This window comes from Achromobacter sp. 1012554356, from assembly GCF_059760815.1.
This window is the reverse complement of the sequence record NZ_JCBANC010000010.1, coordinates 21,416-41,816: the sequence shown is the minus strand read 5'-3', so window position 1 is coordinate 41,816 and position 20,401 is coordinate 21,416. Positions and strand designations below refer to the sequence as shown.

General features: G+C 65.5%; 19 protein-coding genes. 8 read left to right on the top strand and 11 right to left on the bottom strand.

Annotation, left to right across the window (positions count from 1 at the left end):
- Positions 1-31: 31 nt before the first annotated feature.
- Both AC6LJW_RS06845 and AC6LJW_RS06840 read left to right on the top strand, forming a co-directional pair.
- Complete coding sequence (locus AC6LJW_RS06845; RefSeq protein WP_056561644.1) at positions 32-511, top strand: VOC family protein; 480 nt, start codon at positions 32-34, stop codon at positions 509-511.
- Positions 512-755: 244 nt separating this feature from the next.
- Positions 756-1,919 carry a GGDEF domain-containing protein gene (locus AC6LJW_RS06840; RefSeq protein ID WP_056561642.1) on the top strand — a complete coding sequence of 388 codons (1,164 nt, stop codon included), beginning with the start codon at positions 756-758 and terminating at the stop codon, positions 1,917-1,919.
- 45 nt (positions 1,920-1,964) lie between these two features.
- On the opposite strand, the gene AC6LJW_RS06835 is transcribed toward AC6LJW_RS06840, so the two are convergent.
- The 4 genes from AC6LJW_RS06835 to AC6LJW_RS06820 form a co-directional block, all read right to left on the bottom strand.
- Complete coding sequence (locus AC6LJW_RS06835) at positions 1,965-2,864, bottom strand: hypothetical protein (RefSeq protein ID WP_498086835.1); 900 nt, start codon at positions 2,862-2,864, stop codon at positions 1,965-1,967.
- 484 nt (positions 2,865-3,348) lie between these two features.
- Entirely contained in the window at positions 3,349-4,296 is a 948-nt protein-coding gene (locus AC6LJW_RS06830; RefSeq protein WP_498086834.1) for an NAD(P)-dependent oxidoreductase, read from the bottom strand.
- On the bottom strand, positions 4,293-4,976 hold the full coding sequence (locus AC6LJW_RS06825; protein WP_498086833.1) for an RraA family protein: 684 nt from the start codon (positions 4,974-4,976) through the stop codon (positions 4,293-4,295). The genes AC6LJW_RS06830 and AC6LJW_RS06825 overlap by 4 nt, the downstream gene beginning before the upstream one ends.
- Before the next feature lie 169 nt (positions 4,977-5,145).
- Complete coding sequence (locus AC6LJW_RS06820; protein WP_498086832.1) at positions 5,146-6,114, bottom strand: Bug family tripartite tricarboxylate transporter substrate binding protein; 969 nt, start codon at positions 6,112-6,114, stop codon at positions 5,146-5,148.
- A gap of 93 nt (positions 6,115-6,207) precedes the next feature.
- On the opposite strand from AC6LJW_RS06820, the gene AC6LJW_RS06815 reads away from it, so the two are divergent.
- Positions 6,208-6,951, top strand: coding sequence for an IclR family transcriptional regulator (locus AC6LJW_RS06815; protein ID WP_498086831.1), 744 nt, complete (start codon positions 6,208-6,210; stop codon positions 6,949-6,951).
- A gap of 131 nt (positions 6,952-7,082) precedes the next feature.
- Here AC6LJW_RS06815 and AC6LJW_RS06810 read toward each other — a convergent pair whose 3' ends face one another.
- From AC6LJW_RS06810 to AC6LJW_RS06795, 4 genes are all read right to left on the bottom strand, one after another.
- Positions 7,083-8,057, bottom strand: coding sequence for a Bug family tripartite tricarboxylate transporter substrate binding protein (locus AC6LJW_RS06810; RefSeq protein WP_313696600.1), 975 nt, complete (start codon positions 8,055-8,057; stop codon positions 7,083-7,085).
- Positions 8,058-8,139: 82 nt separating this feature from the next.
- Positions 8,140-8,904, bottom strand: a complete 765-nt coding sequence (locus tag AC6LJW_RS06805; RefSeq protein ID WP_056561625.1) for an SDR family oxidoreductase — start codon at positions 8,902-8,904, stop codon at positions 8,140-8,142.
- A gap of 59 nt (positions 8,905-8,963) precedes the next feature.
- Positions 8,964-9,662, bottom strand: coding sequence for a fumarylacetoacetate hydrolase family protein (locus AC6LJW_RS06800; protein WP_427987944.1), 699 nt, complete (start codon positions 9,660-9,662; stop codon positions 8,964-8,966).
- Positions 9,663-9,688: 26 nt separating this feature from the next.
- Entirely contained in the window at positions 9,689-10,642 is a 954-nt protein-coding gene (locus tag AC6LJW_RS06795) for a 2-hydroxyacid dehydrogenase (RefSeq protein ID WP_056561621.1), read from the bottom strand.
- A 130-nt stretch (positions 10,643-10,772) separates the two neighbouring features.
- On the opposite strand from AC6LJW_RS06795, the gene AC6LJW_RS06790 reads away from it, so the two are divergent.
- Both AC6LJW_RS06790 and AC6LJW_RS06785 read left to right on the top strand, forming a co-directional pair.
- Complete coding sequence (locus tag AC6LJW_RS06790; RefSeq protein WP_498086830.1) at positions 10,773-11,915, top strand: citrate/2-methylcitrate synthase; 1,143 nt, start codon at positions 10,773-10,775, stop codon at positions 11,913-11,915.
- A 47-nt stretch (positions 11,916-11,962) separates the two neighbouring features.
- Positions 11,963-12,514 carry a sugar O-acetyltransferase gene (locus tag AC6LJW_RS06785; protein WP_056561619.1) on the top strand — a complete coding sequence of 184 codons (552 nt, stop codon included), beginning with the start codon at positions 11,963-11,965 and terminating at the stop codon, positions 12,512-12,514.
- A gap of 42 nt (positions 12,515-12,556) precedes the next feature.
- Here the strand turns inward: AC6LJW_RS06785 and AC6LJW_RS06780 are convergent, their stop codons facing one another.
- Together AC6LJW_RS06780 and AC6LJW_RS06775 are read right to left on the bottom strand one after the other, a co-directional pair.
- Positions 12,557-14,074 carry an amidase gene (locus tag AC6LJW_RS06780; RefSeq protein ID WP_498086829.1) on the bottom strand — a complete coding sequence of 506 codons (1,518 nt, stop codon included), beginning with the start codon at positions 14,072-14,074 and terminating at the stop codon, positions 12,557-12,559.
- 13 nt (positions 14,075-14,087) lie between these two features.
- On the bottom strand, positions 14,088-15,680 hold the full coding sequence (locus tag AC6LJW_RS06775) for an ABC transporter substrate-binding protein (RefSeq protein WP_498086828.1): 1,593 nt from the start codon (positions 15,678-15,680) through the stop codon (positions 14,088-14,090).
- A 261-nt stretch (positions 15,681-15,941) separates the two neighbouring features.
- Here AC6LJW_RS06775 and AC6LJW_RS06770 point away from each other — a divergent pair, with 261 nt between their 5' ends.
- The 3 genes from AC6LJW_RS06770 to AC6LJW_RS06760 are packed head-to-tail and all read left to right on the top strand — an operon-like array spanning position 15,942 to position 19,604.
- Complete coding sequence (locus AC6LJW_RS06770; protein WP_427987952.1) at positions 15,942-16,943, top strand: ABC transporter permease; 1,002 nt, start codon at positions 15,942-15,944, stop codon at positions 16,941-16,943.
- Positions 16,944-16,980: 37 nt separating this feature from the next.
- On the top strand, positions 16,981-17,901 hold the full coding sequence (locus tag AC6LJW_RS06765; protein ID WP_082578821.1) for an ABC transporter permease: 921 nt from the start codon (positions 16,981-16,983) through the stop codon (positions 17,899-17,901).
- Entirely contained in the window at positions 17,898-19,604 is a 1,707-nt protein-coding gene (locus AC6LJW_RS06760; protein WP_498086827.1) for an ABC transporter ATP-binding protein, read from the top strand. The genes AC6LJW_RS06765 and AC6LJW_RS06760 overlap by 4 nt, the downstream gene beginning before the upstream one ends.
- Here AC6LJW_RS06760 and AC6LJW_RS06755 read toward each other — a convergent pair.
- Positions 19,579-20,400, bottom strand: a complete 822-nt coding sequence (locus tag AC6LJW_RS06755; protein ID WP_498086826.1) for an alpha/beta fold hydrolase — start codon at positions 20,398-20,400, stop codon at positions 19,579-19,581. The two genes, AC6LJW_RS06760 and AC6LJW_RS06755, sit on opposite strands and share 26 nt — an antisense overlap.
- Position 20,401: the final 1 nt, after the last annotated feature.

Here is a 20,401-nt window from a genome sequence, read left to right as displayed (position 1 = left end):
GCGCATCACTTTCCTGCGAAGGAGGAGCAAGATGGCCAGCAAAAACACCGTTTGCCTGTGGTACGACGGCGACGCCCTGGAAGCGGCGACCTTTTATGCAAAGACGTTCCCGGACAGCAAGGTGGGCACAGTACACCGCGCGCCCGGCGACTATCCCTCGGGCCAGCAGGGCGACATCCTGATGGTCGACTTCACGGTCATGGGCATCCCATGCGTCGGGCTCAATGGCGGCGACGCCTTCCAGCACAACGAATCGTTTTCCTTTCAGGTCGCGACCGACGATCAGGCCGAGACCGACCGCCTGTGGGACGCGATCGTGTCGAATGGCGGCCAGGAGAGCGATTGCGGCTGGTGCAAGGATAAATGGGGACTGTCCTGGCAGATCACGCCCAGGGCGCTTCTTGCCGCGGTCACGGACCTGGATCAAGCCGCGGCCAAGCGCGCGTTCGAGGCCATGATGACGATGAAGAAGATCGACATCGCGACCATCGAGGCGGCCCGCCGGGGGTGATGCCGAACGGTGTGCGAGTGCCTTCTGACGGCCCCACAAGTTCCAGCGATCGGAAGTGAGACGGTATGGGGGGCAGATCATCAAATGATCTGTCCATGGGACAAAATTTCGGGGCCGGATGGCGCGCGGTTGGGCGCCGCCCGGACCGGCGCAAAAGCGCCTCCTGAAAAGGTGAAATCCAACGTTTTCACCGTAAAATCCCGCAGTCGCCGCGAGTTTTCGGCGAAATCTCCTGACTTTCGAGATGTACGTCGATCTTCTCACTCTTTACCTGCTGGCAGTCGGAACACTGCTAGTCAGCGCCGGCCTCATGTTCTGGGAACAGCGGGCCAACCCCACACGCAGCAAGGAATTACGCATCCTGGCTTCAGGCTTCGCCACGCTGGCCCTTGGTTGCGCGGCGGCCTTGTATCGTCGCGATCTTCCCGGCGTCAGCGGCGCGGCCCTCAGCAACCTCGTCATCCTCGGCGGCTATCTGCTCGTGCTCAACGGCGTGGCCGCGTTGAGCGGACGGCGCTACGTGCGCACGTCGCTCTGCGTGCTGATCGGCATGGGGCTGGTCTGGGTGATCGGCGGCGTGCGCTGGCTGGACGTGATGTGGACTTACGTCAGCTCGGTGCCTATTGCGATCGTCAGCGGATTGACGGCCTGGGAGCTGTATCGCTGCCAGGCGCTCAAGCCTCGGCGGTCGCGGCATATCGTCGTCGCGGTTGCTGGCGTGCACACGGCCCTTTATGCCGCCCGGGCGTTCATTCTGCCGTGGGTTGCCACGCAGCCCGTCCTGGCGCTGGCCGGCAAGCTCACCATCTACGAGGGCGTGCTGTATTCCGTGGTGCTGCCGATGACGCTGCTCAAGCTCATCCGCGATGAGACGCACCGCCAGCTACTGCTTGAATCGCAGACCGACTACCTGACCCGCCTGGGCAACCGGCGCTGGTTCTTCGAGCAGGGCGCCCGCGTTTTGAACGGCAAGGAGGGCCGCGGCGCGGTGGCCGTGCTGGCGTTCGACCTGGATCATTTCAAATCCGTGAACGACCGCTATGGGCACCCGGCGGGCGATCAGGTGCTCAAGTCCTTCGCCGAAACCGCGCGCGAGGTGCTGGGTCACGACACCATTCTGGCGCGCATCGGCGGCGAGGAATTCGCCGCGCTGCTTTGGGGCGACGATGCAAAGGGCGCACACACGCTGGGCAAGGCCATGGCCGAGCGCTTTGCGGTGACCGTCTCGAACCGGATGGACAACATCGGCATCGCCGCGACGGTCAGCATCGGATTAGCGCGTTTCAATGGCGACGTGCCCACCATCATGGACGCGCTGGCCGTTGCAGACCAGGCGCTCTACCGCGCCAAATCGCTGGGCGGCAATCGGCTGGAAGTGGCCGGGGCAAAGGTGCCGGCCGCGGCTTGATCGGCGGCAGTCGGCGACCTGCCGCTGTTGCTATGGCGGGTGTGCTTACTGCTGCGCGACGTATTGCTTGCGCGCGGTGTCGTACGCGTAAATGACGGCGTCGCCGGGGCCCAGCTTGCGGGTCTTGCCGGGACCCGAGATGGTGTTGCCCGTGAACTGCACCGTCACGCGCGGCAGATCGGCGGTGCCGGTGGCGCTGAAGACCAGTTCGCCATCGCTGCGCGTACACGGCATGACGTCGCCGTCCGCGCAGGCGGGTCCATTGTCCTCGCCCGCAATCACGTTGCCCACATAGGCCCACACGTTGCCCATTTCGTCCTGGCGCTTTTCCGGGGGCGTGAAGACAAGCAGGGTGTAGCCGCTGATCGTGATGCCGTTGTCGAACGTCTCTGTGGGCACGGCCAGCATCAGCTTGCCCGATGCCGTGCGGTACTCCAGCGGCTTGCGCTGCGTGTCGACTTCGGGCGGCCTTTCGTAGGCGCCGAACTCGCCGATCGTCGGTTCCATGCCACGGAATTTCCAGGGGCTCTCCGGCGATGCCGGATCGCGGATGAAAGTGGCTTCGGCAAGGTTCACGGGCGTCATGGGGCCGACGTCATCTTCGCCCGGCTTGCCGTAGCGTTCGGCGGTTTCCCAGACGAAGCCGGTGTAGTACGGCGTGCCTTCCAGTTCAAACGCGTGTCCGAACCAATAGGTGGCGATGCTGCCGTTGGCGACGTTGGCAGACGGTTCGCCCTTGCTGTCCACCTGATGGATGGCGTAGAGGACCGCTGCGGCGTCGGGCGGCGCAACGCGCGCAGTGGCAGGCGCGTTGTTGGATGACGTGACGGGGGCAGGGGCTGCGGCAGCCGGTGCTGCGGCAGCCGGCGTGGCCTTCTCCTGCGCGGCGTTGCCCGGCGTCGGGCTCATCGCCCCGAAGGCGGCCGCCGCGTTGCCCGACCGCAAACCTTTTCCTTCTGACTTGCGTGTAGACGCCATGTCCTTCTTCTCTCTCTGTCGCGATGTGCAGCCATCGCCAGCTGCTGCCGGCGCGCGCCAGTGATTGGGGCGCGCTCAGGCGCCGCAAGACGGGGCTGCAAGGGGATTTCGGATGCCAAATCGTTGGCGGCCTCGACCATAGAAGGGGGGCGCAAAGGGTGTCAAGACAAGTGTTACCGGGGCGGCTGCCGTGTAACGAAGCCGTCGCCGACCGATTTTCGGCCGCGTTTGCACCAGGACCCGAAATCCCGGCATTTTCTTAAGCTGCACGCCGGGGGATAGGCTGAAACGGCATTTAACGCCCTGTTACCTTGGCAATATTCAGGGTTACGGCAAAGCGCGTTTGCAGCCGCGGCGCGCCCGCGTCAGCAGAACAGGCTGCGCCCGTCCTCGCCGCGGTGATTGAGCCGTAAAGGCCCAGGTTCTGCGTCGTTGCGGACTGGGCGAATCCTCAGGCGGCCGACCCGGCGCGCGCCAGCACGTCCAGCACGTTACGCGCGGCGGCCACGCCCATGTTCACGTAGGCGGCGCTGGTCACGCCGCCGATGTGCGGGCTGAGGATGATGCGTGGCTCGGTTTGGAACGGGTGGCCTGCCGACATGGGTTCGACGGCAAAGCTGTCCAGACCCGCGGCCCGTACGTGGCCCGAACGCACGGCGGCCAGCAGCGCGTCCTCGTCCACCAGGCCGCCGCGCGCCGTGTTTACGACGATCACGCCGGGCTTGCACTGCGCCAGCGTCTGCCCATTGACCATGCCGCGGTTGTCGTCGGTCAGCGGGCAGTGCAGCGACACCACATCGGCCTCGCGCCAGATCGCATTCAATTCCGCAGCGCGGATGTGGTCCGGCAGATCCTTGGCGTACGGGTCGAAACCGATCACCTGCATGTCCATCCCATGCGCCATCGCCGCCATGCGCCGGCCGATGGCGCCCAGGCCGATCAAGCCTATGGTCTTGCCGCCCAATTCCAGGCTCTTGTGCGTGGACTTGTCCCAGTGGCCGGCGCGCATGCGCTCGTCCAGCCCGACCACGGACTTGGCGCAGGCCAGCAGCAGCGCCAGCGCCTGTTCGGCGACGGCAGCGGCGTTCACACCCACGGCAGCCACGACCTGGATGCCGCGCTCGGCGGCGGCCGCCTTATCGATGGTGTCGGTGCCGCTGCCGTGCTTGGAGATCACGCGCAGCGCCGGGGCGGCGTCCATCGCCGCGGCGCCCACCTTGCTGTAGCGCACGATGATGGCGACTGGGTTGTGATCGCGGCACAGCGCCACGATGTCGTCTTCGGTAGGGGTCTTGCCGGCGAAGACGAGTGAAAAGTCCTGCAGCAGCGCCAGCGCCTCCGGCGCCAGATCCGCCGCAGTCACGACCAGCGCGGGCTTGCCCGTGGCGGCGGCATTCACAGCGACTCTCCTTCCTTCAGCACGCCGGCGGCGCGCAGCGCGGCGCTCAGCCACTTCGCTTCCGTGTCGCCCGCCTGGATGGCGGCGATGCGCGCGGCTTCGTCGCGCACCTTCTTTTCGGCGGCGGGCAGCAGGCCTTCGATCTTCTCGCGCTCGACCACCACCACGCCGTCCGCGTCGCCGATGATGAAGTCGCCCGGATGCACGGTCACGCCGCCCACGGATACTGGATGGCCGATGCGGCCAGGCACGTTCTTGGTGGGGCCGTTGGGATTGGCGCCGGCGGCAAACACCGGGTAGTCCATTTCAATGATTTCGACGGTGTCGCGCGCGGCGCCGTCCATCACGACGCCCGCGATGCCCAGCTTGCGGCAGGCGTTCATCATGATGGTGCCCATCAGCGCGGCGCTGAGGTCGCCCTTGCCGTCGATCACCAGCACGTCGCCCGGCTTGGCCAGCGAAATCGCGGCGTGGATCATGAGGTTGTCGCCGGGGCGCACCTCGACCGTCAATGCAGTGCCGGCGACCTTCATGCCGGGATGCAGCGGGCGGATGCGGCCGCTGAGCGCGCCGCGCCGGCCGGCGACGTCGGCCAGGATGGCGGGTTGGAGTTCCGCGGCGCGGCGCACGATGTCGGCGCTGACGCGGGGAAAGTCCTTGATGATGTCCGGAGTGCTCATGCGTGTTCCTGTCAAAGATAGAAAAGGGATGCGGGGGCGGTCAGGCGGGCTTGATGCCGGCGTCGCGGATGGGCGTCCGGCGGCGACAGCCTTGCGCACGCGCCGGCCGGCACGGCAATTGCGGGGCGCGACGCGCCGCTGGAATACGGATAGCGGGCAGGCATGGCGATCACTCGACCTTCGCGCCCGAGTCCTTGACGATCTTGCCCCAGCGGATGCGGTCGTCGCGGATCAGCCTGGCGAACGCGTCGGGCGAACTGGTCAGCACGCGCGCGCCTTGCTCCTGGTACTTCAGGCTCAGGTCCTTGGCCTGCAAGGCCTTGTTGAACTCCGCGTTCAATCGCTGCACGATGTCGGCGGGTGTGCCGGCGGGCGCTGCCAGGCCAAACCAGGTCACCGCCTCGAAGCCAGGAAACCCGCGCTCTGCGATGGTGGGCACGTCGGGCATATCAGGCACGCGCTGCGACGATGTCACCGCCAGCGCCCGCATCTTGCCGTTGCGCACGTGGCCGATCAGCGTGGGCACCGACGACAGGTACATGTCGATCTGCCCGCCGATCAGGTCATTGGAAGCCTGCGCCGCCCCTTTGTACGGAACGTGAGTGAGCTGGATGCCGGCGGCGTTCTGCAGTTGCACGGCGGCCAGATGCGCCACGGTCCCGTTGCCCGAGCTTGCAAAGTTCAACGCGCCGGGCTTGGCTTTGGCGGCGGCGATCATGTCCTCGAAGGACTTCAGCGGTGAGGTTGCCGGCACGACAATCACCAGCGGCGCGTCCGCGACCAGGCCGATGGCGGAAAGGTCCTTTTCGGGGTCGTAGGGCAGCTTGGCGTACAGGGTCGGATTGATCGCCAGGTTGCTGGTCTGGCCCAGCACCAGCGTGTAGCCGTCCGGTGCAGCCTTGGAGACCGTGTCCACCCCGATGTTGCCGCCCGAGCCTGGGCGGTTCTCCGTGACGATGTTCCAGCCGGTATTGGCCGCCACTTTGATCGCCGCCTCTCGCGCCAGCACATCGGTGCCGCCGCCCGGCGGGAAGGGGACGATCAGACGGATGGGTTTGTTGGGATAGTCCTGCGCGGCGCTCAGGCTGGTGATGCACAACAAGGTCAGGCCGAACAGCACGCGGGCGATCTGCTTCATGGTTGTCTCCAATATTTGTTTTGGTGAGAGCATTGTGAATCCGTGTTCCGCTCAATACAATGCAGGTTCGTATAGCGGAACACGTTGCGTACAATGAACGATGAGTCGACCCGGAATCCGGGCGGAAACCCCGATGACGCCCCGGCCGAAGAAGGCGTGGTGGCGGTGCGCCGCGCCATGAGCATCCTTGCGGCGTTCGGCGTGGACGACACGCACCTGTCGCTGGCGGAACTCAGCCGGCGGACCGGTTGCCATCGATCAACCGTGCTGCGTCTGGCGCGCACCCTGGCCATGGACGACTATCTGGCGCAACGTGAGGACGGCACGTGGCGGCTGGCGCGCGCGGCGGGATGGCTGGGCGCCTGTTACCAGGCCACGTTCAACATTGCGGAGATCGTGCAGCCGGTGCTGCGCGAGCTGTCGGCTGCCACCGGAGAAAGCGCCACGTTCTACGTGCGCGAAGGCAAGCAGCGCATATGCATGGCGCGGGTCGAAGGCCCCAAGTCAATCCGGCATCACGTGCGGGTGGGGGCGGCGCTGCCGCTAGAGCTGGGCAGTCCGGGGCGGGTGCTGCTCGCGTTTGCCGGCGAGCCGGGCGAGCCCTATGAATCCGTGCGCCGCGCGGGCTACATGATTTCGCTGGGCGAGCGCGATGCCGAGGTCTCCAGCATTTCGGCGCCGGTCTACGGCATCAATTGGACGCTCCAGGGCGCCATCTGCATCTCGGGGCCGATCTCGCGCCTGACCGAGACTGTGCTGCTCGACCTCAAGGAGCCGGTGCTTGCCGCGGCAAGCCGCCTGTCGCGGTCGCTCATGGGATTGCGGCGGACGGCGTAGTGCTGGCCAGGCCCTCGTTGCGAGCCTGAGAAACAAAGCGAAAAGGACGCGATCCGGGCTCCATCGGACCGCGCCCCTGCGCACGCAAAGGGCAGCGGCCGCGCCGCGTCCCTTTGCATACGTGGCGAATATCACTCCGCCTCGATCTTCGCTTCCTTCACCACCTTGCCCCACTTGTCCAGGTCCGACTGGATCACCGCCGCGTATTCCTGCGGCGTGCCGCCCTGGACTTCGATGCCCGCGGCTTCCAGCTTGGCGCGCACGGCCGGCTGCTTGAGCACCGCGTTGATCTCGGCATTGAGCTTGGCGACGATCTCCTTCGGCGTGCCCGCCGGCGCAAGGAAGCCGCCGTTGGTGTTGGCGTCGTAGCCTTTCAGGCCTTGCTCCTGCGCGGTCGGCACGTCGGGCAGGGCCTTGGTGCGATTGGCGGTCGAGACCGCGACGGCGCGCACGTTGCCGGCCTTGACCTGTTCCTGCATCGCGCTCAGCGTGTCGATGTACAGCACCGTGCGGCCGGCCAGCAGGTCGGGGTGCGCGGCGGACGAGCCCTTGTACGGGATCAGCAGCATGGGCGCGCCGCTGACCATGCGGAACATCTCGGCGGCCATCTCCTGCGCGCTGCCGCGGCCGGACGTGGCGACCTTGGCTTCGTCCGGATGCGCCTTCATCCAGTCCACCAGTTCCGGCAGCGTCTTGGGCGGAATCTTCGGATAGACCGAGAACACCAGCGGGATTTCATGGGTGTAGACGATGGGCTCGAAGCTCTTTTGCGGATCCCAGCCCAGGTTCTTGAACAGGTACTTGTTGATGTTGTGGCTGCCGCCCACGATGCCGATGGTGTAGCCGTCGGGCTTGGCGTTGGCGAGCAGCGCCGTGCCCAGGTTGTTGGAGGCGCCCGGCCGGTTGTCGACGATGACGGGCTGGCCCAGCGATTGCGAGAGCTTTTCGCCGACGACGCGCGCAATCATGTCGATGCCGCCGCCCGGCGGGGCGGGCACGATGATGCTGATGGGACGGGTGGGGTAGTTCTGCGCCGCGGCCAGGCCGGGCACGGCGGCAAGGGCTGCCGAAAAGGCCAGGGTCTTGGCCAGCGTGGTGAAGGTCATGCTTGTCTCCTCGGGGTGGTCAACTTCAGTCAACTCTGTGAGGCGCCCCGGATGTGTTGCACCCCGGGGCGCGGATAAGGCCTCAGCCGCGCCCGGTAAAGGGCATGGCGCTGGCCATGACGGTCATGGTCAGGACGTTGGCGTCCAGCGGCAGCGACGCCATGTGGCGCACCGCTTTCGCGACGTGGACGGCGTCCATCATGGGTTCCGGCGCGACCGTGCCATTGGCCTGCAGCACACCGCGCGTCATGCGCTCGGACAGCTCCGTCATCGCGTTGCCGATGTCGATCTGCCCGGCCACGATGTTGTAGGCGCGGCCGTCCAGCGCCAGCGACTTGGTCAGACCGGTCACGGCGTGCTTGCTGGCGGTGTAGGGCGCGGTGAAGGGGCGCGGCGTGTGCGCGGAAATGGAACCGTTGTTGATGATGCGGCCGCCCTGCGGCGTCTGGCGGCGCATCAGCCCGAAGGCGGCGCGCGCGCAGAGATAGACGCCCGTCACATTGGTGTTGATGGCGTTGAACCACTTTTCCAGCGGCAGTTCGTCCATCGGCACGGCGGGCGCGTTGACGCCAGCGTTGTTGAACAGCAGGTCCAGCCGGCCGAAGCGGCTTTCGATGGTGTTGAACAGCGCTTCGACGCTTTCCGGGCGGGTGACGTCGGTGGGCACGGCCAGCGCGGTCTGGCCGCGCGCGGTGGCCTCGGCTTGCAGCGACTGCAAGGGATCGGCGCGGCGGCCGGCCAGCACGACGGTCCAACCGTCGTTCAGCAAGGCGATGGCGGTAACGCGGCCGACGCCGCTGCCGGCGCCGGTGACCAAGGCAATTTTCTGGGTGGTGCTGTCGTTCAAGGGATGGCTCCTCGGGCGGATTGGATGGCGATTGATGTGGGAAGCATTGGGGTGCAATGTCAGGCGTCGCGGGGCGCGGCAACGGTCATGGTGAGGTCCCCGATACCGGCCACGCCCGCGCTGACGACGTCGCCAGGCGCCAACGGGCCGACGCCCGCGGGCGTGCCGGTGTAGATGAGATCGCCGGGCGCCAGGGCCACGGATCGCGATAGCATCGCCACCAGCTCGGGCACCGACCACAGCAGGCCGGAGACGTCGGCGCGCTGGCGGTCCACTCCGTTCACGGATAGCCACAGCGCGCCCTCGCGGGGGTGACCGCACGCGTCAGCAGGAACGATGGCGGTGCACGGCGCGGAATGATCGAAGGCTTTGGCGGGCTCCCACGGACCGCCCGCGCGCTTGGCCTGCTGCTGCAGATCGCGCCGGGTCATGTCCAGCCCCGCGGCGTAGCCCCAGATATGCAGGGCCTCGACGTCATCCGGCGCGATGTGCTTGCCGCCACGGCCAATCGCGACGACCAGTTCGATCTCATGGCAGTAGTCCGCCGTGTCCGCGGGATAGGGCAACGAGCCGCTGGCCGGGAACACGGCGCTGGCCGGCTTCATGAACCACGCCGGCATCTCCGTTGGACGCGGTTCGTCGGGCAGCCAGCGATAGTTGCGGCCGATGCAGAACACGCGCGCGACCGGAAAGCGGGCCGCGCTGCCGGCGATGGGCAACGTGGCCGGCGCAAGGGCGGGAAAGGCAAGGTCTGTCATGGCGGTCGTCAAGGTGCGCTGGCGGCTCAGGTCGTCAGGCTCATGGACGGACGCTCGCCGGCCAGGGCCTGCGAAATGCTGTCCAGCACCATCTGGCCCATCGCCGCGCGCGTTTCCCACGTGGCGCTGGCGCGGTGTGCCTGCAGCGTGGTGCGATCCGACTGGCGCAGTGCTTGCGGCACACGGGGCTCGTCGACAAACACATCCAGCCCCGCGCCCGCAATGCGGCCGGCAACCAGCGCTTCGGTCAGGTCGGCCTCGTTGACCAGCCGGCCGCGCGCCACGTTGATCAGGAAGCCCTGGGGGCCCAATGCGTCCAGCACGGCGGCATTGACGATGCCCTCGGCCTTGTCGGCGGCGGCGCACAGTACCAGCGCGTCCGAGGCGCGCGCCAGCGCGATCAGGTCCGGCACGAATTCATGCGGCACGTCGTCCATGGCGCGCAGGTCCGTGTACCGAATCTGGCAGCCGAAGGCCGCCGCCCGCGTGGCGACGGCGCGGCCCACGCGGCCCATGCCCACAATACCCACGCGCATGCCGCTGAAGCGGCGCGCCAGCGGAATGGCGCTGGGCGAGGGGAACTGCTCCCACAAGCCTTCCCGCACGAATCGATCGCCCGCGCAGATATTGCGGCAGGCTGCTATCAGCAGGCCGATCGCCAGGTCGGCGACGTCCTCGGTCAATGCGCCCAGCGTGGCGGTGACGGGCAGGCCGCGGCCGCGGCAATAGGCCAGGTCCACCGCGTCGGTGCCCACGCCGTTGACCGCCACCACCTTCACACCGGGAAGCTGTTCCAGCATCTCGCGCGAGATGCCGGTGTGGCCGCCGGTGATGACGGCTTCGATGTGAGCGCCGTGCTCGCGCAGCCAGGCCGTTTGATCGGAGATCTCGAAGAACTTGTGCACCTGGTACAGCGAGGCAAGCTCGTCATTGACCGCCGGGATCAGGATGGGGTTGAGTTGCAGGACCTGAGGCTTCATGTCGGTTCGGCTCTGGTGGGGGGACCGGCTGCGGGTCCGCGTTGAACATTGATTCCATGGTATTTAATGATTGATTTGTAAAGCAATATTGATCTATAAAATCAACATATAAACTTTGCTACAGAAGATCATGGGTACCTGGATTTCGATGGCCGAAGCGTGCAGCCAGCTTGGCGTGCGGCCGCAGACCATCTACGCCTACGTCAGCCGCGGCAAGCTGGAGGTCATGCCGGACCCGGCCGACACGCGCCGCAGCCTCTATCGCGCCGAAGACGTCGCGGCGTTGGCCAAGCGCAAGCAGGCCGGCCGCAAGCACGAAACGCTGGCCACCAACACGCTGTTCGGCGCCGAGCCCAGCATCCCCACGGCCATCTCCACCTTTCACCGTCAACGCCTGTACTACCGCGGCCAGGACGCGGTCACGCTGGCCGGTTCAGCCAGCCTGGAAGAGGCCGCCCAACTGCTGTGGAATTCGGACCAGCAGGCGGATTTTTCATGCACGGCGCGTGTGGCATCGCCGGGCCGCGTGGCTGCCTTCACGTCGCTGGCGGCGTTGGCTGCGACGGGGCACTCCACGCATGGCCGCATGACCCGCGTTCTGCACACCGAATGCCAGAGCCTGGTCGGCCAACTGGCCAACGCGTTTGGCGCGCAGCCCGGCAAGGGGCCGCTGCATCTGCGGTTTGCGCAAAGCTGGAAGCTGTCGCCGCAGGCTGCGGAGCTGCTGCGTACCGCCATGGTTCTTCTGGTAGACCACGAACTGACCAGCTCGGCGTTTGCCGCGCGCATTGCGGCCTCTACCGGCGCATCGTTGCCGGCGTGCCTGCTGTCGGGTCTGACCACCTTGTCCGGACCGTTGCACGGCGACGCCTCCGGCCGCGTCAGGGCGCTGTTCGATGACGTGGCGCGCCAGGGTGAAGATCAGGTGATCGCGCACTATCTGTCCACGGGCCTGCCGCTGGCGGGCTTCGGCCATCATCTGTATCCCGATGGAGATCCGCGCGCGGCGGCGTTGCTAGCCCAGTTTGAGCCGGCCGAGGTCATCACGCGTTTCATCGATAAGGCCACGCAACTGACCGGCCTGCATCCCAACATCGACGTGGCGCTGGCCGCGCTGGCGGCGCACTGCGGGCTGCCGGACGACGCGGCGTTCGGGCTGTTTGCCACCGCGCGCAGTATTGGCCTGCTGGCGCACTGCCTGGAGCAGCTCAGCGTGGCGCAGGTCATCCGACCGCGCGGCCGATATGTGGGCGTCGTGCCGCAGGCGGCATAGCGCCAGCGATCTTCGGTATGCTGGCTGATCCGGACAGGAGATCAGCCATGACACGTACGCAGAAGCAGAGGATGCTGGCAGGAGAGCTGTACACGGCCGCCGACGACGAGATCCAGGCGGACCAGCTTGCCGCGAGCGCCTGGATGAAGCGGTATAACGCCTTGCTGGGCGAGCCGCCCGAACAATGGCACGCGCTGTTGCGCGAACGCCTTGCCAGCGTGGGCGAGGGTGCGCTGATCCGCCCGCCGTTTCATTGCGACTACGGCTACAACATCTCGCTGGGCGCGAACGTCTTCATGAACTTCAATTGCGTGATCCTCGACGTCGTGCAAGTCACCATTGGCGAAGGCACGCAGATCGGCCCGGCCGTGCAGATCTATACGGCGGACCATCCGCACGACGCCGAGCAGCGTCGCGCGATGCTGGAGTTCGGCCGTCCCGTGCACATCGGCAAGCAGGTGTGGATCGGCGGCGGCGCGATCATCCTGCCGGGGGTCACGGTGGGGGACGACGCCATCATCGGCGCGGGTAGCGTGGTCACGCGCGACGTGCCCGCGGGCGCGAAGGTGGTGGGAAATCCGGCGCGGGTGCGTGGCTAAGCGATTGGCCGAACCGCTGCTCGTCGGAAAACCCCGCGCAGTCTAGGCGCCTGTGCGTTCGGGCTGCGCGTCGTCAGCGAAACCCGGCGGCGCCTGGAATCCCCCTCGCTGCGCCGTGAACAGGGCGGCGAAGCGGATAGGCGTCAGGTCTTCCAGATAAGGCCCGACGGCCTGGGCGCCGATGGGCAGGTTGTCGTCGTCCAGGCCCAGCGGAAAACTGGTGGCCGGCAAGCCAGGCAGGACCGGCAGACCGGCCCAGTTGAACAGATCCGCGAAGCGAAGCTGCGTCACACCCTCGTCAAACGCGACCGGAAAACTGCGCGCATCCTTGGGTTCCGAATGGTCGTGCGCAAAGGCCGTGGCCGACAGCACCGGACTTAGCACCACATCGAAGTGCTCGAAGAATGCCTCCCATTGCTGGCGCAATCTCAGCCGTTGCTCGTGCTTGTGCAGCCACTCCGCGTGTGAGAGATACGGGCCGCGCTTCCATGCCGTCACGGCAGTCTCTTCGCTTTCCGTGTCAGCCGGCTGCGCTGCCGCACCCGTTGGCCGTGGCAACGACGCGCCCAGCAGGCTGCGATACACGACATGCGCGGCATTCAGATCGGGCAGCAACCCAGCGGCCTCTTCAGGAAGCGTCACGGTCACGCCCGCGGCTTCCAGTCCCTGTCGCAGCCGCGTTTCGACCAGTCGTTCGGACCGGGACTGACGCTGCCCGGGCCAGGCCGTCAACAGCAGCACCCGGAACTTGCGCAGGTCGTCGTGCCGCGCGGCAGGCAACGTCGCCCGCCATGCCTTGCTTGCCAGGGGATCCCGGTTAAGCAGCAGTTGCAACGCCAGTTCAAGGTCCTCGGCGGTGCGCGCAAGCGGCCCGGCCACGGTCAAATCGCGCAACGTCTGCCTGCCGGAGGGCGCGCCGGTGCCGCCGTTGTAGACCAAGCCGAATGTCGGCTTGTGGCCGAAGACGCCCGTGAAATGCGCTGGCACGCGAATTGACCCGCCAATGTCAGTGCCTAGCTCCAATGCGCCGAATCCGGCCGCGATGGCAGCGGCGGACCCGCCTGAAGAGCCGCCTGGCGAGCGGTGCAGATTCCAGGGGTTGCGTGTGACGCCATAGACCGCGTTGTAGGTCTGCAGATCGGCAAGCGAGAGCGGAACGTTCGTCTTGCCGATCAGCACGGCGCCGGCTTCGCGCAGCGCGCTGACGGCCGGCGCGTCGTCGGTATCGACGTTGTGCGCGTAGTCGGGATTGCCCACGCACGTCGCGAGGCCCGCGACGTGGAAGTTTTCCTTCACTGTGATCGGCACGCCCAGCAACGGCTTGCGCTCGCCGCGAGCCAGGGCGGCGTCGGCCGCGCGTGCGGCCTGGCGAGCTCCTTCATCGTCGCGTGCGATGACCGCGTTCAGTTGCGGGTTGTACCGGTCGATGCGCGCAAGCACATGGTCCAGCAGTTCGATGGCGGTGACTTCGCCCGTTGCGAGGGCCCGCGCCTGCTCACGCGCAGGCGCGAACGCCAGCGCTTCCAAGTAGGCGAAAGAGGGGAGTTGCTGTTGGCTCACGGTTCGGCTCCTCTCAATGTTCCAGCCACGTGTCGGAAAAGTCTCCGGCGGTCAGGTCCACGCTGTTGTTCAGGTTGTGGACACGCTTCTGATAGACCTGCAGGGTTGACGGCACGGTCACCAGCGGAAGCGTGGGAAGGTCCTTGCCGACGATGCCCTGGATCTCCTTGAAGGTCGCGGCGCGGCGCGTATCGTCGGTTTCGACGGCGGCGGCGCGGAATAGGTCGTCCACACGCGGATTGTTGTAATGCGCCGCGTTGACGAAGGGCAAGGGATTCTTGATGCCGTCGGACCAGTAAAAGCGCTGCACGCCCACCGTGGGATCAAACAGGCGTCCCAAACCATTCACACTCAGATCGAAACTGCGTTCCTTGTAGAGCCGGTTGATGAACGTGGGCAGGTCGCCATCGACAATCTCCACCTTTACGCCCACGCGGTTCAACGCCGCGCGGATGTACTCGGACGTGCGCTTGAAGTCGGCTGACGGCATGAACGCCAGGCGCAGTGAGAAGCGGCCATCACTCCCCTTGCGCGGATAGCCGGCTTCGTCGAGCAGGGTGTTGGCGCGCACAAGGTCAACGGGATAGTTGAAGGCGCTGTCGTCGTAATACTGGGCAAGAATGGACGGAATCGGCGAATTCACGACGCTGGCGCGCTTGTAGTAGACGGTGTTGGCAATGAAATTCCGGTCGATGGCATGCGCCAGCGCGTGACGCACCTTCGGATTTGCCAGGATCGGATTGTCCAGGTTGAACTCCAGAAACAACACGTTGCTCAGGAACTCGTCGTAGGTGTCGTCGATGGCAAGCTTGGGGTTGCCCGACAGGCGATCCAGGTCAGACACGGCCACGTTCAACGCCGCGTTGGCTTCGCCGGTTTCGATGGCCGCCGATATCGATGCCGTGTTTTTGATGAAGCGATAGATCACGCGGTCGAGGTAGGGATGCCCTTTGCGCCAGTAATCGGGGTTCTTTTCCAGCACGACATAGCTGCCTTTGGACCATTCCTTGAACTTGAACGGACCTGTGCCGATCGGGTGGTTGTTGTTGTCGTGCACCAGCGGATCCGCGTCGCCATAACGCTGCTGCGAGACGATGGGAGTCTCCGCGGACGACAGCGCCTTCAGCAAATAGGGCGCAGGCTTGCTCAGCACGATGATCGCCGTGTGCGGGTCGGGGGTTTCAACATCCTGGACGTTGGCGAACGTGATTCGGCCGCGCGGGCCGATCTCGCGCTGCTTCAGGATCGAGTACTTGACGTCGGCCGAGGTGAAGTCCGTTCCGTTGTGAAACTTGACGCCGGTGCGCAGTTTGAACGTGTAACGCAGGCCGTCCTCGGTGATGTTCCATTCGGTGGCCAGGAGCGGTTGCGGTTTGAACTGCAGGTCATAGCGCAGCAGACCTTCTGTGACCTTTGCACTGACGTTGCGGTTTTCGACCTTCGGATTGACCAGCGACACCAGCGCGGTGGGTTCCTGCGCCATCAGGAATGTGAGCGTGCCTCCAGGCTGCGGCTGCTGTGCGTTTTGCGCGTGCGCCGCCACGCTTGCCGCGGCGGGAATCCACGCCAGCATCATCGCCAACCGGCGCATTGTCTTCGACTGCATATCTGCCCTTTTTTACGAATGCCGCGCTTGCGCCGGCGCTCGATATTTAAAGAATTGAGAGGGCGAAATGTTGAACCGCTTTGCCACGCACAACAACGATTGGCGTCTTATTTACTTATCCCGATACTCGGCCGCCGCGTTTGCTAATTCGATATTCTTCGTTGCCAGCGTCGCAAGCCGATCGCGACAATGCCGAGCTTGACGATTATTCGGATTCAACAGACACGTTTGCGGCAGGCGGCTGCGAACCTGTGCATCGCTATGAGCAACTTCAACGGCGCCCAGCTGTCCAGACTGCTGGCCGTGTTTCGCAGGAATGCCCTCCAGGCCATTCCGACCGTGCTGGGCATCATCGTTCTTAACTTCCTGTTGCTGGAATGGGTGCCGGGCAACGCCGCGGACGTCGTGGCGGCGGAATCCGGCGGGGCCACGGCCGAGAGCTTGGCGCAACTGCAACACCACTTCGGCCTGCACCTGTCGATGGGTGAGCGGTTGAGCAACTATCTGTCGCACCTTGCTCATTTCGATCTGGGCATGTCGGCCCGCCACAACCTGCCCGTCACCACACTCATTCTTGATCGCCTCGGTAATACCTTGCTGCTGATGGGGGCGGCGCTGTTGCTGGCTACGCTAACCGGCGTTGTGCTGGGCGTGCTGATGTCCCTGTATGCCGGGCGCTGGCAGGACAAGCTGATCTCCGTGCTGGTCCTGCTGTTGTACTCCACGCCGACGTTCTGGCTGGGCTTGATGGCGATCGTGCTGTTCGCGGTCACGCTGGGTTGGCTGCCGACCAGTGGCAGCCACACCATCGGTGCGGGGCTGACGGGTTGGGACGCGGTGGCCGACAAGGCGCGGCATCTGCTGCTGCCGATGCTGACGACGGCGGGTCTGTATCTAGCGGTGTTTTCGCGGCTGACCCGCGCAGCGATGCTGGAAGTCAGCAAGCAGGATTTCGTGCGTACGGCCAGATCCAAAGGCTTGTCGCCGGCGGTCATCACGGTGCGCCATGTGCTGCGCAATGCATTGATTCCGGTCACGACGCTGATCGGCATGCACTTCGGCGCGTTGCTGGGCGGCGCGACGGTGATCGAGACCGTATTCAATTGGCCAGGCCTGGGCAGTCTGGTGCTGGAATCGATTCTTGCGCGCGACTATCCGGTGCTGTTGGGCATCCTGTTCTGCTCCTCCTTGCTGGTGATCGTGGTCAACATGGTGGTGGACTTGCTGCAGGCCGCGCTGGACCCGCGAATCCAGGTTCGCTGACGCGGGCCATTAGCCTGCATTTTCTCGAAACGACACGATGAACGACGCGATCGCACAATCTCGCACTGGCCCTCTGCGCCAGAATACCCACCTCTCCGCATCCGCCCGTGATCCGGGCAGATGGCGCGCCGCCTGGGGGGGATTTCTGCGCGATCCCGCAGCATTGGCCGGCCTCGCTATCCTGCTTTCCGCGGTGCTGGTCGCAGTTTTCGCGCCGGTGCTGTTTCCCGGTGATCCGCAGGACATGGTCGGGCCGGCCCTGGTGTGGCCCGGCCAGGACGCCGCCTTTCTGCTTGGAACGGATTCGCTGGGGCGTGACGTTGCTGCGGGTCTGGCACATGGCGCACGCGTCTCGCTGTCGGTTGGCGCCGTGGCGGCCGTCATCAGCCTGACGATCGGTATTCTGGTCGGCGCGATTTCGGGCTATTACGGCGGGTGGGTCGACGACGTTTTGGTTCGCTTTACAGAGTTGGTGCAGACCGTGCCGACGTTCCTGTTCGTCATCGTCATCGTGACGATAGGCCAGCCGTCTGTCTGGCTCATCCTGCTAGCGATTGGATCGGCATGCTGGCCCGTGACCGCGCGGCTGGTGCGCGCCGAGTTCCGCTCGCTGCGCGAATCCGAATTCGTACTGGCGGCGCGCAGCCAGGGGTTCGGCAACGCCTGGGTCATCTTCCGCGAGATCCTGCCCAATGCCTTGCCGCCGGTCATCGTGACGACGTCCGTGCTCGTGGCCACCGCAATCCTCATGGAATCGGCGCTGTCGTTCCTGGGGCTGGGCGATCCCAACGCCGTGTCGTGGGGCAGCATGATCGGGGAGGGGCGCGAAATGCTGCGCACCGCGTGGTATCTGTCCGCAGTGCCAGGCGTGGCCATCGTGCTGACGGTGCTGGCGCTGAATCTGGTGGGCGACGCGATCAACGACGCATTCAATCCCAGACTGGCGGCACGCGCATGATTTCCACACTTCGAACTGCCACGCCCCGCGACGCCGCCGCACTGCTGGAAGTGCGCGGGCTTGATGTTCATTTCCGCGGTCGCCGCGGCAGCCATCACGCCGTCAAGCAACTGTCCTTTTCGGTCGCGCAGGGAGAAACGCTGGCGATCGTCGGCGAATCCGGCTGCGGGAAGTCCTCGACCGCTCTAGCGCTGTCGGGGTTGCTTGCCCCGCAGGCTTCAGTAAGCGGAGATATCCTGCTGCAAGGGCGCAACCTTGTCGGCCTGCCCGAAGCGTCGCTACGCACGATCCGTGGGCGCGACCTGTCGATGATTTTCCAAGAGCCGATGACCTCGTTGAATCCGGTGCACACCGTAGGCGCACAGGTCGGCGAGACCCTGCGCCGCCATCACGGGCTGTCCGCGGCGGCGGCGCGTGCCCGCGCCATCGAGCTGCTGGATTTGGTAAGAATTCCGGAACCCGGCCGGCGGCACGACGATTATCCGCACAACCTGTCCGGCGGGCAGCGCCAGCGCGTCATGATCGCCATGGCGGTTGCCTGCTCGCCCAAACTGCTCATCGCCGACGAACCCACCACCGCGCTGGACGTGACCGTGCAGGCGCACATTCTGGAGTTGCTGGACACGCTGCGTCGCGATCTGTCGATGGCGCTGATTCTCATCACGCACGATCTGGGCCTGGTGTCCCGATGGGCAGACCGGGTGTTGGTGATGCTTGATGGCGAAAAGGTGGAAGAGGGGCGCGCCGGCACGATATTCGAGCTGCCCAAGCATCCCTACACGGCAGGGCTGGTTGGCGCATCGCTGCACGCGGGCAAGGACGTGCACTACCGTCAAACGCGGCTGCCGGAGATCCGCCACGGCGTCGACGCGGACACCGGTGCGCGCGCTATCACGTTGGTCACGCCTGCGCTGTCCGCATGTGGCGGGCATCGTGACGTTGCACCCGCGCCCTTGTTGAAGGTCGAGGCCCTGCGCACGTCATACCGCAAACGCGATGGCAGCATGTTCCATGCGGTCGAAGACGTGTCGTTCGAGCTGAGCCGGGGCGAGACGATAGGGCTGGTGGGAGAGTCGGGGTGCGGCAAGTCAACGTTGTCGCGCACGTTGCTGCGGCTGATTCCACAGTCGGCCGGCCGCATCGTGTTTGATGGTGCGGACCTTACCGCGATGTCGGAAAGGCAGGTCAAGCCGTGGCGCAGCCGGATGCAGATGGTGTTTCAGGATCCCTACGGCTCGCTTAACCCACGGCGGACTGTCTTCGACATCCTGGATGCGGTGCTATCGCTGCACGGCGTGTCGCGCAAGGCAGAACGCGCTGCGCGCATCTTCGAGACGCTTGATCGTGTTGGCCTGCCCGCGTCCGCCAGCCATCGCCACCCGCACGAATTCTCGGGTGGACAGCGTCAGCGCATCGGCATCGCGCGCGCCTTGATCCTGCGACCATCGTTCCTGATTCTGGACGAACCCGTGTCAGCGCTGGATGTGTCCATCCAATCGCAGATTCTGAATCTGCTGGCGGAACTGAAAGAAGCTTTTGGGCTGTCCTATCTGTTCATCTCGCATGACTTGGCGGTAATCCGCTACATCGCGGATCGAATTCTGGTCATGCGTGAAGGCAGAATCGTGGAAGCGGGCGCGCGAAAGCAGGTTTGGGATAGCCCGAGCCATCCTTACACTAAATCGCTGCTCCAAGCTGCCTGAACACGGCGGCCACAATGGCTTCGGGCCGGTCTTCCTGCACAAGATGGCCGGCATTCGGCACGGATATCAGCGGCCGGTCCGAAATCAATGCTGCCAGCGTCTCGCCGCGCTCGTGCGGGATCCACGCGTCCTGTTCGCCCCACAGCACTTGCACCGGGCAATCCATGCGACCGTACAAGCCCTGCACCTCGTCCGTGTACTTCTGATCCATTTGCGCGATCTGCCGGTAGAACGCCGGCTGGCCGACGGGGCCCAGCCATGGGCGGCTGTACACGTCCAGCGCTTCATCCGACAACGGGTTGTGTGCCGCGGTCTGCAGATAGGCCTTCAACAGCGCGCGGTGCATGTAATCCGGCATGCCGGAAAACGCGGCCTCGTGCTGACGGACATGCTGCACGAAGGGGGATCCCCATGGCGCCAGCGCCACCGCATCGAAGATGGTCAGCGACGCGTAGCGCAGCCCGTTCAGGTAATAAGCGCGCAGCGCCGTCGCACCGCCAAAATCGTGCGCCAGTACATCGGGGCGGTCCAGATCCCATTCCTTGAACAGCGCCGCCAATAGCCGGTTCTGCACCCCCAGCGACACATCCTGGCCGTCCCGCATCTCGGACGCACCGTAGCCCGCCAAATCAAAGTAATAGACGGTTCTGCGGTCCGCGAGCAGCGGAATGATCCTGCGCCACACCTGCGATGAAAACGGTGTGCCGTGGATGGCGACCTGCGCGGGACCGTTGCCGAGCTTGCCCCAGCGGATGGCGTTGCCTTCGATGCGGGAGGTGTGGGGGAGTTCGAGCATG